Below are 13,818 nucleotides of genomic sequence, written 5' to 3'. Positions count from 1 at the left end.
GATTTAAACTGAAGGAGGATGTAACAATGGAACAAAAGCCAGTGTTAGACGTTAATGAAGTACCGAAACCGGGAAAATGGTTATTTTTAAGTATACAACATTTGTTCGCGATGTTTGGATCAACAGTGCTTGTTCCGTTTTTAACAGGATTGAATCCATCAGTAGCATTAATATCAAGTGGATTAGGAACGTTAGCGTTCCTTCTTATAACGAAAGGTCAAGTACCTGCCTATCTAGGATCATCATTCGCCTTTATCGCACCGATTATAACAGCGAAAACGGCAGGTGGACCGGGAGCAGCAATGCTTGGTGGTTTGCTAGCAGGACTTGTGTACATCTTAATCTCACTAGGAATTAAGAAATCAGGATCAGAGTGGATTATGAAATTACTACCACCAATCGTAGTTGGTCCAGTAGTAATGGTAATCGGTCTAGCTTTAGCACATACAGCAGTTAATATGGCGATGAACGGTGCGGATGGCAAATATAGCTTTACACACTTTTCAGTAGCGCTAGTAACATTAGCAATTACAATTATATGCTCGATATTTGGAAGAGGATTTTTCAGTATCATACCAGTGTTACTTGGCATTATCGGCGGATATATCTTCGCTTACTTCCAAGGGCTAGTAGACTTAAAGCCGGTAGCTGAGGCAAAATGGTTTGTTGTACCAGATTTCACAGTACCATTTGTAACATATACACCAGAGTTTTCATGGAAGATTGTACTCTTGATGGTACCAGTTGCACTAGTAACAATATCAGAACATATCGGACATCAAATTGTTCTTGGAAATGTTATTAAAAGAGATTTAATTGAAAAACCAGGTTTACACCGTTCAATCTTCGGTGACGGAGTAGCAACATTAATTGCGTCACTAATCGGTGGGCCACCGAATACAACGTATGGTGAAAACATCGGCGTGCTAGCAATTACGAGAGCATACAGTGTATACTTATTCATCGGTTCAGCAGTATTCGCAATCATGTTCGGGTTTATCGGTAAGATTTCTGCACTGATTCATTCGATCCCAACACCAGTTATGGGTGGTGTATCAATCTTACTATTCGGTGTAATCGCATCAAGCGGATTACGCATGATGGTAGATGATAAAACAGATTTAAGTGACAAACGAAACTTAATGATTGCATCAGTAATATTAGTAATCGGTATTGGTGGAGCGGTACTTCACGTAGGAGAATCATTCCAAGTAGAAGGAATGGCACTAGCAGCAATTGTAGGTGTACTGTTAAATCTACTACTACCGGAAACGAAACAAATAAAACAATCTAAGCAGATTGCTTCATAATAATAACCTTTTAATTCAGTCCTGTGAGACCGGAAAGGGTGGCTTCTTTCTTGCACCCTAGTCTCACATGACTAGGGTATTTTTATGCAAAGGTTGTTATAAAAATTCAAAAGTGGTAACATAAAAATCAGAAAGATGAGGGATGACGATGAGCCATTTGTTAACGATGAGTGAATTATCGGAAGTAGAAATTTCAGAAATCCTAAAAGATGCAGAAGATTTTGCGAATGGAAAAGAGAGCAAAACGACAGAGCAAACTTTTGTTGCGAACTTGTTTTTTGAGAATAGTACGAGAACGAGATTTAGCTTTGAAGTTGCTGAGAAGAGATTAGGACTTGATGTTTTAAACTTTTCAGCTGATGCATCTAGCGTACAAAAAGGAGAAACTTTATACGATACGATAAGAACACTAGAATCAATCGGAACAAAAGCAGTGGTCATCCGCCACGAGCAAGATCGCTACTTCGATGAACTAAAAGATCAGGTGAATATTCCAATCTTAAACGCTGGAGATGGATGCGGAAACCACCCAACGCAGTGCCTACTCGATCTTCTTACAATTAAACAAGAGTTTGGAAGATTTGAAGGTTTGAAGATCGCAATAGTAGGAGATGTTCGTCATAGCCGAGTAGCACGTTCTAATGCAGAAGCATTAACGAAGCTTGGTGCAACAATTTACTTTGCAAGTCCAGAAGAGTGGAAAGATGAAGACAACACATTTGGAACATACAAACCATTAGATGAACTTGTTCCAGAAGTTGATGTAATGATGTTACTCCGTGTACAACATGAGCGTCATGATCATTATGAAACAGACATTATGAAAGAATATCATGAGAAACACGGATTAACAGTAGAAAGAGAAAAGCGTATGAAAGAAGGAAGCATTATTATGCATCCAGCTCCTGTAAACCGTGATGTTGAAATTGCAAGTGAACTTGTTGAGTGTGAGCGTTCACGCATATTTAAACAAATGGAAAATGGAGTTTACGTAAGAATGGCTGTACTAAAACGCGCCTTACCAAATGTATTAGGAGGAATGAAACATGAATTATTTGTTTAAAAATGGTCGTTATATGAATGAAGAAGGAAAAATCGTAGCAACGGATCTTCTCGTACAAGACGGTAAAATCGCTAAGGTAGCAGAAAATATTACGGCAGATAATGCTGAAGTAATCGATGTGAACGGAAAGTTAATCGCACCTGGATTAGTAGATGTACACGTACATCTTCGTGAACCAGGTGGTGAACATAAAGAAACAATTGAAACAGGTACACTAGCAGCGGCAAAAGGTGGATTCACTACAATTTGCGCAATGCCAAATACACGTCCGGTACCAGATTGCAGAGAACATATGGAAGACTTGCAAAAACGTATTGAAGAAAAAGCTCATGTTAACGTACTACCATACGGAGCAATTACAGTACGTCAAGCTGGTTCTGAAATGACAGATTTCGAAACATTAAAAGAACTTGGAGCATTTGCTTTCACAGATGACGGCGTAGGCGTACAAGATGCGAGCATGATGTTAGCGGCTATGAAACGTGCAGCAAAATTAGATATGGCAGTAGTTGCGCACTGTGAAGAGAATACGCTTATTAATAAAGGTTGTGTACATGAAGGGAAGTTTTCTGAGAAACACGGATTAAACGGTATCCCATCAGTATGTGAATCTGTACATATTGCAAGGGATATACTGCTTGCTGAAGCAGCAGATTGCCACTATCACGTATGTCATGTAAGTACGAAAGGTTCGGTACGTGTAATCCGTGATGCGAAACGCGCTGGAATTAAAGTAACAGCAGAAGTAACACCGCATCACCTAGTGTTATGTGAAGATGATATCCCATCAGCTGATCCTAACTTTAAAATGAACCCACCGCTTCGTGGAAAAGAAGACCATGCAGCATTAATTGAAGGTTTATTAGATGGAACGATCGATATGATTGCAACTGACCATGCACCGCATACAGCGGAAGAGAAAGCACAAGGAATTGAAAGAGCACCGTTTGGAATTACTGGTTTTGAAACAGCATTCCCGCTTCTATACACAAACCTTGTGAAAAAAGGAATTATTACATTAGAACAATTAATTCAATTCTTAACAGAAAAGCCAGCTGATACATTCGGCTTAGAAGCAGGTCGCCTGAAAGAAGGTAGAACAGCTGATATTACAATCATTGATTTAGAACAAGAAGAAGAGATTGACCCAACAACATTCTTATCAAAAGGAAAAAATACACCATTCGCAGGTTGGAAATGCCAAGGATGGCCGGTAATGACAATCGTTGGTGGTAAGATCGCATGGCAAAAGGAGAGTGCATTAGTATGAAAAGACAACTTATCTTAGAAGATGGAACAGTATTAATTGGAACAGGTTTCGGAGGCGAAATCGAAAAGTCAGGTGAGGTTGTATTTACAACAGGAATGACTGGATATCAAGAAACATTATCTGATCCATCATATTGCGGTCAAATCGTAACATTCACGTACCCATTAATCGGAAACTACGGCATTAACCGTGACGATTTTGAATCCATTCACCCATCTGTAAATGGTTTAATCGTAAACGAAATTTGTGATCATCCATCAAACTTCCGTAATGAAATTTCGTTAAATGATTACTTGAAAGAAAGAAATATCCCAGGATTAGCAGGGATTGATACGAGAAAATTAACGAGAAAAATTCGTCAATACGGTACATTACGCGGACGCCTTTGTAATATGGATGCAGATGTAGAGTACATTGTAAGTCAATTAAAAGCGACAGTATTTACAGATCATGTAAAACGCGTATCAACGAAAGATCCATACCCAAGCCCAGGTCGTGGTCACCGAGTTGTACTAGTAGACTTCGGTATGAAACATGGTATTTTACGAGAATTAAATAAGCGTGACTGTGATGTAATTGTAGTTCCTTACAACACAACAGCAGAAGAAATTTTACGCCTTAGCCCAGATGGAATTATGTTAAGTAATGGACCTGGAGATCCGAAAGATGTACCAGAAGCAATTGAAATGTTAAAAGACATTATCGGTAAAGTTCCTTTATTCGGAATTTGCCTAGGACATCAATTGTTCGCTCTAGCATCAGGTGCAAATACAAGTAAGTTGAAATTTGGTCACCGTGGTTTAAACCATCCAGTAAAAAATCTTGCAACTGGAAAAGTAGCAATTACATCTCAAAACCACGGATACGCAGTAGAAGAAGAATCAGTTGAAAATACAGATCTTGAAATTACACATGTTGCTTTAAACGATGGAACGGTAGAAGGTCTTCGTCATAAGAAGTTCCCAGCATTTACAGTACAATACCATCCAGAAGCTTCAGCGGGACCAGAAGATGCAAATGATTTATTCGAAGATTTCTTAACAATGATTGAAAACTTCAAGAAAGAAGGGGAAGAGTTATGCCAAAACGCCTAGACATTAACACAATTTTAGTAATCGGATCAGGACCAATTGTAATTGGGCAAGCAGCGGAGTTTGACTACTCTGGTACACAAGCTTGTCAATCTCTTAAAGAGGAAGGTTACAAAGTAATCCTTGTTAACTCTAACCCAGCAACAATTATGACGGATACTGCAACAGCAGATAAAGTATACATCGAGCCATTAACATTAGAATTCGTAAGCCGTATTATTCGTAAAGAACGTCCTGATGCAATCCTACCAACATTAGGTGGTCAAACAGGTTTAAACATGGCTGTTGAACTTGCAAAATCAGGCGTACTTGACGAGTGCGGAGTTGAAATTTTAGGAACAAAATTATCAGCAATCGAGCAAGCGGAAGATCGTGATTTATTCCGTACATTAATGCAAGATTTAAATGAACCAACACCACCAAGTGAAATTATTCATAACCTTGATGAAGCATATGGATTTGTAAATGAAATTGGTTACCCAGTAATCGTTCGACCAGCGTTCACATTAGGAGGAACGGGCGGCGGAATTTGCCATAACGAAGAAGAGCTAATTGAAATCGTAACAAGTGGTTTAAAACATAGTCCAGTAACACAATGTTTATTAGAGAAAAGTATTGCTGGCTGTAAGGAAATTGAATATGAAGTAATGCGTGATTCAAATGATAACGCGATTGTAGTATGTAACATGGAAAACATCGATCCAGTTGGTGTTCACACAGGTGATTCGATTGTAGTAGCACCGAGCCAAACGCTAAGCGACCGTGAATATCAAATGTTACGTAACACTTCATTACGAATTATTCGTGCACTAGGAATTGAAGGCGGATGTAACGTTCAGCTTGCGCTTGATCCATATAGCTTCCAATACTATGTAATCGAAGTAAATCCACGTGTAAGTCGTTCATCTGCACTAGCATCTAAAGCAACTGGATATCCAATTGCGAAATTAGCAGCAAAAATTGCAGTCGGCTTAACGTTAGATGAAATTGTAAACCCAGTAACACAAAAAACTTACGCTTGTTTCGAGCCAGCGTTAGACTATGTTGTTTCAAAAATTCCACGTTGGCCGTTTGATAAGTTTGAATCAGCGAACAGAACGCTTGGAACACAAATGAAAGCAACTGGTGAAGTTATGTCAATCGGACGTAACTTAGAAGAATCATTACTAAAAGCAGTTCGTTCTTTAGAGCTTGGCATTTATCACTTAGAATTAGACCACTTAAAAGAACTTGATAAAGAAACGATGAAAAAACGTATCATTAAAGCGGATGATGAACGACTGTTTATTGTAGCAGAAGCAATTCGCCAAGGTGTAACGAAAGAAGAAATCAATGAATGGTGTGAAATGGACTTCTTCTTCTTACAAAAAGTTGAAAACATCGTAAATATGGAACGTGAAGTAAAAGCGAACGTAGGAAATATGGAAGTACTACAAACTGCAAAAGAAATGGGCTTCAGCGATCACTACATTGCAGCAGCTTGGAACAAAACGGAGCGCGAAATTTACGATATGCGTAAAGAAAATAATATGATGCCAGTATTCAAAATGGTAGATACTTGTGCGGCAGAGTTTGAATCTGCAACGCCATATTACTACAGCACATATGCGGACGAAAATGAATCGATTGTAACAGATCGTAAGAGTGTAGTAGTTCTAGGATCTGGTCCGATCCGCATTGGTCAAGGTGTTGAGTTTGATTACGCAACAGTTCACTCAGTATGGGCAATTAAAGAAGCTGGATATGAAGCAATTATCATTAACAACAACCCAGAAACAGTTTCAACAGACTTCAGTATTTCTGACAAATTATACTTTGAACCATTAACGATTGAAGATGTAATGCACATTATCGATTTAGAAAAACCAGAAGGTGTTATCGTTCAGTTCGGTGGACAAACGGCAATTAACTTAGCAGCGAAACTAGAAGAACACGGTGTGAAAATTTTAGGAACATCACTTGAAGACTTAGACCGTGCAGAAGATCGTGATAAATTCGAAGCTGCTTTAACAAAACTTGGCATCCCGCAACCAGTTGGTAAAACAGCAACGACTGTAGAACAAGCGGTAGCAATCGCAGAAGAAATTGGTTACCCAGTATTAGTAAGACCATCTTACGTACTAGGTGGACGTGCAATGGAAATCGTATATCGTCAAGAAGAACTGCTGCACTACATGAAAAATGCAGTTAAAGTTCATGCAGATCACCCAGTATTAATCGACCGTTACATGGTTGGTAAAGAAATTGAAGTAGATGCAATTTCGGATGGTGAGAATGTATTCATTCCAGGTATTATGGAACATATTGAACGCGCTGGAGTTCACTCTGGTGACTCAATTGGAGTATATCCACCACAAAGTTTATCTGAAAAACTAAAAGAACAAATCATTGAACATACAATTGCACTTGGAAAAGGATTAAACATTGTTGGATTACTAAATATCCAGTTTGTAGTATTCAAAGATCAAGTGTACGTAATTGAAGTAAATCCACGTGCAAGCCGTACAGTACCGTTCTTAAGTAAAATTACAGGCGTACCGATGGCGAATGTTGCAACGAAAGTTATTTTAGGGCAAGACCTAGTAGAGCAAGGATACGGAACTGGCTATCACCCAGAAGAGAAAGAAGTATATGTAAAAGCTCCGGTATTCTCATTCGCGAAACTACGCTCAGTTGATACAACATTAGGACCTGAAATGAAATCAACAGGGGAAGTAATGGGTAAAGACTTAACGCTTGAAAAAGCATTATATAAAGGATTAGTTGCTTCTGGAATTAACATCCCAACGCACGGCTCAGTAATCATTACTGTAGCGGATAAAGATAAAGAAGAGGCAATGGAAATTGCAAAACGTTTCCACGAAATCGGCTATAACTTATTAGCAACAGCTGGAACAGCACAATCATTAGAAGAGCAAAATATCCCAGTACAAGTTGTAAACAAAATTGATTCTGAAGACTACAACTTACTAGATATTATCCGTCAAGGAAAAGCACAGTTTGTAATTAACACATTAACAAAAGGTAAACAACCAGCGCGTGATGGTTTCCGCATTCGCCGTGAATCAGTAGAAAATGGTGTGGCTTGCTTAACATCACTTGATACAACGAGAGCAATCTTACGAGTATTAGAATCTATGACATTCTCAGCTCATTCAATGAAAGAAATTACGCAAACAAAGCGTCACGAGGTGGTACATGCATGATGCAAAAGCAAAATATGATCGTCGTTAATCAAAAAGAAATCGCAAAAAATATTTACGAATTAGTGCTTCAAGGAACGTTAGTACAGCAAATGAACGAACCAGGGCAGTTTGTACACATTAAGGTAGCAGAGGGCATTGCGCCCCTTCTGCGCCGCCCAATTAGTATTTGTAATGTAGATCAAGAGAAGAACGAATTTACAATGCTATATCGTGCCGAAGGACAAGGGACAAAAACATTAGCAACTAGAAAACAAGGTGAAATGGTAGATGTACTAGGACCATTAGGACACGGTTTTCCTGTAGAAGAAGCAGAAGCTGGTCAAACAGCTTTACTAGTAGGCGGGGGAATTGGTGTACCACCACTTTATGAATTATCACAGCGCCTCGTTGCAAAAGGTGTACGTGTTATTCACATCTTAGGCTTTCAAACGAAAGATGTAGTTTTCTATGAAGAAAAATTTGCGGAACTTGGTGATACGTACGTTGCAACAGTAGACGGTACACACGGTACAAAAGGATTTGTCACAGATGTAATTGATAATTACGGAATTGACTTTGATATTCTTTATTCATGTGGTCCGTTAGCGATGCTTCGTGCATTAGAAGGACGTTACAAAGAGAAAAAAGCCTATATTTCATTAGAAGAACGTATGGGCTGTGGTATTGGAGCTTGTTTCGCATGTGTATGCCACTTACAAGAAGATCCAAGTGGACATTCTTACAAGAAGGTGTGTAGCGACGGACCAGTATTTCCAATCGGGGAGGTTGTACTATGAACAGATTGCAAGTTGAATTACCAGGATTATCATTAAAAAATCCAATTATACCGGCATCTGGATGCTTTGGGTTTGGTCGTGAATATGCACAGTTTTACGATTTAAGTGTATTAGGATCAATCATGATTAAAGCGACGACAGAACAACCACGTTATGGAAATCCGACGCCTCGTGTTGCTGAAACACCAGGCGGCATGCTAAATGCAATCGGACTTCAAAACCCGGGATTAGACAAAGTAATGAATTCGGAATTACCATGGTTAGAACAATTTGACCTTCCAATTATTGCGAACGTTGCAGGCTCACAAGCTGAGGATTACGTAGCGGTTGCGAAGGAAATTTCTAAAGCGCCTAATGTCCATGCACTAGAATTAAATATTTCTTGTCCGAACGTAAAAACAGGTGGTATCGCCTTTGGTACAAATCCTGAAATTGCTGCTGATTTAACGAAGCGAGTAAAAGAGGTTTCTGAAGTACCTGTATACGTGAAGTTGTCACCGAACGTGGCAAACATTGTGGAAATTGCAAAAGCGATTGAAAATGCAGGTGCAGATGGTTTAACGATGATTAATACATTGCTTGGTATGCGTCTAGATTTAAAAACAGCTAAACCAATTTTAGCAAACCGTACAGGTGGATTATCAGGTCCTGCGATTAAGCCAGTAGCAATTCGCATGGTACATGAAGTAAGCCAAGCGGTAAACATTCCGATTATCGGAATGGGTGGTATTGAGACAGCGGAAGATGTAATTGAATTCTTCTATGCTGGCGCAAGCGCAGTTGCAGTAGGTACAGCGAACTTTATTGATCCGTTCGTATGTCCGACAATTATTGAAGAGTTACCAGCATTACTAGATGAATTAGGATTTGATCACATTTCGGAATGTCAAGGAAGGAGCTGGAAGCAAACATGTCACAGTCGTTAATCGTTGCATTAGATTTTCCAGGGAAACAAGATGTAGAACAATTCTTGCGCCACTTTGAAGGGGAAAAGTTATTTGTCAAAGTTGGTATGGAGTTATTTTACAAAGAAGGCCCTGCGATTATTACGTACTTAAAAGAAAAAGGACATAAGATTTTTCTAGATTTAAAACTTCATGATATTCCGAATACAGTAAAAAGCGCTATGCGTAGCCTAGCTAGTCTAGATGTTGATATGGTAAATGTTCATGCTGCTGGGGGAAGCAGTATGATGAAAGCTGCGATTGAGGGATTAGAGGAAGGTAAGCAAGAAGGAAAAGAGAGACCGATTTGTATTGCAGTTACACAACTAACAAGCACTTCGGAAGCTATGATGAAAAAAGAGATCGGCATTGAGAAAACGTTAGAAGAAGCGGTTGCTCATTATGCAAAACTAACGAAAGAAAGTGGACTTGATGGCGTTGTTTGTTCAACACTTGAAGTTCCAAAATTACGTGAAGTATGCGGAAATGAATTTGTAACAGTAACACCGGGGATTCGTCTTGCAAGCGATGATGTAAATGACCAAGTGCGCGTAGCAACACCGAAACGTGCGAGGGAACTTGGCTCAAGCTACATCGTAGTTGGACGTAGTATTACAAAAGCAGAAAATCCGCTTGAAGCGTATAAAACAGTAAAACAACAGTGGGAAGGTGTAACAGTATGAAAAAAGAAATCGCATCGCATTTATTAGAAATTGGAGCAGTATTTTTACAACCGAATGATCCATTCACTTGGTCTTCAGGTATGAAATCGCCAATTTATTGTGATAACCGTTTAACTTTATCTTATCCAAAAGTACGTCAAGCGATTGCAGCTGGATTAGAAGAGTTGATTAAAGAGCACTTCCAAACTGTAGAAGTTATTGCAGGAACAGCAACTGCTGGTATTGCGCACGCTGCATGGGTAAGCGATCGTATGGATTTACCAATGTGCTACGTACGTAGTAAAGCAAAAGGTCACGGTAAAGGGAACCAAATCGAAGGAAAAGCTGAAAAAGGTCAAAAAGTAGTAGTAGTAGAGGACCTAATTTCAACTGGCGGTAGTGCAATTACATGTGTAGAAGCACTTCGCGAAGCTGGCTGTGAAGTATTAGGGATCGTATCAATCTTCACATACGAGCTAGAAGCAGGAAAAGAAAAGTTAGAAGCAGCGAACGTAGCATCATATTCTTTAAGTGATTACAGTGCATTAACTGAAGTTGCAGCAGAAAAAGGTATGATTGGACAAGCTGAAACGAAGAAATTACAAGAGTGGCGTAAAAATCCAGCTAACGAAGCTTGGATCACAGCGTAACACGAAAAAAGACGACCGCGGGGGAATGCGGTCGTTTTTTTATATCATTGTTATAATTTCAAGTAAAGTTCCATCAATATCAAAGAAAATCATATTACAATCTCCTTAACTACTTAGCGCTTTCTGCAAGCTTATATCCTTTTACAAACAATAGAGTCACATAAGAAACAATAAATGAGAAAATGCTGTACATGCCAACCCAAAAGAAAAATTTTGGAGTAAAGGCGATAACACCTATTATTAAAAAACTAGCAAACGTTACAATCGGCATTACGTAATACGTTTTCGTCTTGCGCGTTCCAATAACAGAAACGATAAAGATAAGTAATGGACAAATTAATAAGACGAAAATCAATTCATTCATAGGTATGTCCCCTTTTCTAATTGCAGTAATCTGTTTCTCGTAAACATTTTGAAATAATTACTCTCCTAATATAATTTCGCTAAGTAATAACGAATCCCTCTTGAAAACTGATAATTCATGATGAATTTTACAAGCAAAAAACGTAAGCAAGAGAACACTTGCTTACGTTATAGGATAAACATCGCAACGATCGTGGTGACAATTAAACCGATAATAACAGGTAAAAAGTTTCGGCGTGCAAGTTCAAATGGATCTACCTTGCAAATTGCAGCAGCAGGAATAAGCGCCCAAGGAATTAACGTCCCGCCCCCGGTCCATATAGCTGCAATTTGCCCGAGTGCTGTTAATGTAGCTGTTCCATGGCCAAGTGCTGTTCCAAAAAGATTGGCAATGGAACCAGCAAGTGATATACCTGAAAAACCTGATCCATCTAAGCCGGTAATGACACCAACGATGGTTAATGTCCCTGCCGATACATATTGATTTAAAGGAACAGTTTGAGATAAAGCGATGCCTAAGTCGTTAATGATTCCGTGTGAACCTTTCGGTAAATAGTCACCGATAATTTTTACAAATCCACTATCTCCTAAATAAAAGAGTGCAGCGATAGGAATAACTGGTCCGAAAATTTTAAAGCCAAATTGGAGCCCTTCTATGAAATAATCGGTCGTTTTATTCAGTCCATTTCCTTTGTAGGCGATGAGGGAAATGATGATAATCATAATAACAGTCGTTCCGCCGATAAGTGCAGTTGCGTCGCTTCCTTGTAATTTAAATTGAATCATGCAAAGGATATCAATGATATATATGATAGGGATACAAATAGCGAGCCATTTTTTTATGCGAGGAGATAATGAAGTGAGCGTTTTAGAAAACTCAGTTGATGGAATAGCTTCTTGTATAGATAAGCCTGTATGAAACTCTTTTCGTAAGAAGAAAAAAGCGACAGAAGTTGTCACAATGCCCATAACGATAACGAGTGGAACACTTGCAGATACGACGCTGGAAACAGGGAGACCAGCCGCGTCTGCAGTTAATTTCGGTGCACCTTGAATAACGAAGTCTCCAGATAAGGCGATGCCGTGTCCAAATAAGTTCATAGCAATTGCAACCCCAATTGGAGGAAGGCCGACACGTACAGCAACCGGTAATAAAATAGCTCCCATTAAGGCGACAGCTGGAGAAGGCCAAAAGAAGAAAGAAATGGTCATCATTAAAAGGCCGATAATCCAGTAGGCGAGTGTAGGTGTACGAATCATTTTTGTAAATGGTGAAATCATCGTATCATTTATGCCAGTATGAACGAGTAAATTGCTCATTGATACGATAATGGAGATGATTAATATAGTTGGTAATAGCTCAGTAATGGCGTAAATGAAACTTTGAAAAATTCCGCTAATGGCAAGAGGGATAGAACTTGTTGCAGTTAATGCTAATAAAAAGATAAAAACAATACAAATGATAGTCGTATCTTTTCGGAGAATAAAAAAGGTAATAATAGTGAGTAAACAAATAATGTAGAGAGCGTGTAATAGCGTTAATTCAACTCCCATAACATTCACATCCTTTAGGCATTCGTGTAGTTTATTGTATGAAAGCAATGAAAGTATGTGAGTATAGGAAAAAGAAAAAAGTAAAATTTCATGTACTGTAATGGTAAGAACGATAAATGGATGTTACAATACAAATAATCCTAAAAATGGAATTAGAGGAGGGCTTATGCGCAAAAAAATTGGGTTTTGGGGATTTACTATATCTTGTAGTCTATTAATCACTTTAAATTTGTTTACAAACAATGAATGGATCAGTATCATACCTGTTTTCGGCTTTGTTTTTGTACTGTTATATAACTGGAATGATATGAAACAATATAGTAAGAAAAGTATCGGAATTATGATAGGTGTCATTGTTGTTTGCTCATTTTTTATAGGAGTTATTTTAATAGAAGGGCAGAAACGAATGGAAAAAATCTCTATTTTTCAAGAATGGATGTCGTCTGCAAAAGGTCTTTATATTGTAATTGTCGTTGTTATTTTTCTGAAAATTGTTATAAGCATAGCAAGTTACATATTAAAAGAGAAGTAGAATGGGGAGTATGAATGAGAGAGAAAATAGGGTATTATGGTGTGCTCGTTTGTTTACTATTATCAGTTATTTCAGGGCAATTTCTTAAAAGTGAATGGATACCGATTATATTATGTATAGGAGCATTGATTTTTGCACCTATGTATCGCTGGAAGGAATGGAAAGTATATAGTCGAAAGAAGAAAATTGTTTTCAGCATTGAGTTTGTCATTATAATCAGCACAATTCCGTTTTTGCTATTGAAAGGAAATGAGATACTAGATGGAATTGTAATGTTTCAAGGGTGGTTATTTATTGCGAAAATGCTGTATTTAATATGTATATTAATGTCGGTAGTGGTAATCGTTAAAAAAGTAAACGAAAAGTTATTCGTTAATGAATAAAAGAAAATGCCACC

The 13,818-nt window shown here is 38.4% G+C and carries 13 protein-coding genes; 11 read left to right on the top strand and 2 right to left on the bottom strand.

What is annotated here, in order from left to right; genetic code table 11:
* The first annotated feature begins 26 nt into the window (after window positions 1–26).
* From uraA to pyrE, 9 genes are all read left to right on the top strand, one after another.
* Window positions 27–1,310 (top strand): uracil permease, encoded by a 1,284-nt coding sequence (uraA, locus tag BHV55_RS19500; protein ID WP_000435928.1) that lies wholly within the window; start codon window positions 27–29, stop codon window positions 1,308–1,310.
* A gap of 148 nt (window positions 1,311–1,458) precedes the next feature.
* Window positions 1,459–2,373: an aspartate carbamoyltransferase gene (gene pyrB, locus BHV55_RS19495; protein ID WP_000018849.1), complete on the top strand. Its 915-nt coding sequence runs from the start codon at window positions 1,459–1,461 to the stop codon at window positions 2,371–2,373.
* Complete coding sequence (gene pyrC / locus BHV55_RS19490; RefSeq protein ID WP_001108366.1) at window positions 2,357–3,643, top strand: dihydroorotase; 1,287 nt, start codon at window positions 2,357–2,359, stop codon at window positions 3,641–3,643. Before pyrB ends, pyrC begins: the two co-directional genes overlap by 17 nt.
* Window positions 3,640–4,737: a carbamoyl phosphate synthase small subunit gene (locus BHV55_RS19485; protein WP_000828680.1), complete on the top strand. Its 1,098-nt coding sequence runs from the start codon at window positions 3,640–3,642 to the stop codon at window positions 4,735–4,737. The genes pyrC and BHV55_RS19485 overlap by 4 nt, the downstream gene beginning before the upstream one ends.
* On the top strand, window positions 4,722–7,940 hold the full coding sequence (carB, locus tag BHV55_RS19480) for a carbamoyl-phosphate synthase large subunit (protein ID WP_001126101.1): 3,219 nt from the start codon (window positions 4,722–4,724) through the stop codon (window positions 7,938–7,940). The genes BHV55_RS19485 and carB overlap by 16 nt, the downstream gene beginning before the upstream one ends.
* Entirely contained in the window at window positions 7,937–8,716 is a 780-nt protein-coding gene (pyrK, locus tag BHV55_RS19475) for a dihydroorotate oxidase B electron transfer subunit (protein WP_000983359.1), read from the top strand. The genes carB and pyrK overlap by 4 nt, the downstream gene beginning before the upstream one ends.
* Window positions 8,713–9,642 carry a dihydroorotate oxidase B catalytic subunit gene (gene pyrD / locus BHV55_RS19470; RefSeq protein ID WP_001081049.1) on the top strand — a complete coding sequence of 310 codons (930 nt, stop codon included), beginning with the start codon at window positions 8,713–8,715 and terminating at the stop codon, window positions 9,640–9,642. The genes pyrK and pyrD overlap by 4 nt, the downstream gene beginning before the upstream one ends.
* On the top strand, window positions 9,627–10,343 hold the full coding sequence (gene pyrF / locus BHV55_RS19465; protein ID WP_000083505.1) for an orotidine-5'-phosphate decarboxylase: 717 nt from the start codon (window positions 9,627–9,629) through the stop codon (window positions 10,341–10,343). The genes pyrD and pyrF overlap by 16 nt, the downstream gene beginning before the upstream one ends.
* Window positions 10,340–10,972 carry an orotate phosphoribosyltransferase gene (gene pyrE / locus BHV55_RS19460; protein WP_070756918.1) on the top strand — a complete coding sequence of 211 codons (633 nt, stop codon included), beginning with the start codon at window positions 10,340–10,342 and terminating at the stop codon, window positions 10,970–10,972. The genes pyrF and pyrE overlap by 4 nt, the downstream gene beginning before the upstream one ends.
* A 109-nt stretch (window positions 10,973–11,081) precedes the next feature.
* Here the strand turns inward: pyrE and BHV55_RS19455 are convergent, their stop codons facing one another.
* The gene (locus BHV55_RS19455) at window positions 11,082–11,336 is read right to left on the bottom strand and encodes a YbeF family protein (RefSeq protein ID WP_048567498.1); all 255 of its coding nucleotides are present in this window, start codon (window positions 11,334–11,336) and stop codon (window positions 11,082–11,084) included.
* A 167-nt stretch (window positions 11,337–11,503) separates the two neighbouring features.
* Entirely contained in the window at window positions 11,504–12,889 is a 1,386-nt protein-coding gene (locus BHV55_RS19450; RefSeq protein ID WP_048567499.1) for a membrane protein, read from the bottom strand.
* A 166-nt stretch (window positions 12,890–13,055) separates the two neighbouring features.
* On the opposite strand from BHV55_RS19450, the gene BHV55_RS19445 reads away from it, so the two are divergent.
* Both BHV55_RS19445 and BHV55_RS19440 read left to right on the top strand, forming a co-directional pair.
* Entirely contained in the window at window positions 13,056–13,421 is a 366-nt protein-coding gene (locus tag BHV55_RS19445) for a YoqO family protein (protein ID WP_001227566.1), read from the top strand.
* A 14-nt stretch (window positions 13,422–13,435) separates the two neighbouring features.
* Window positions 13,436–13,804, top strand: coding sequence for a YoqO family protein (locus BHV55_RS19440; protein ID WP_030027591.1), 369 nt, complete (start codon window positions 13,436–13,438; stop codon window positions 13,802–13,804).
* Window positions 13,805–13,818 lie beyond the last annotated feature (14 nt).

The sequence above is a fragment of the Bacillus sp. RZ2MS9 genome (assembly GCF_001816185.2).
Classification (GTDB): domain Bacteria; phylum Bacillota; class Bacilli; order Bacillales; family Bacillaceae_G; genus Bacillus_A; species Bacillus_A cereus.
The sequence above is the reverse complement of the archived record's forward strand: the minus strand, read 5'-3'. Positions and strand labels throughout refer to the sequence as shown.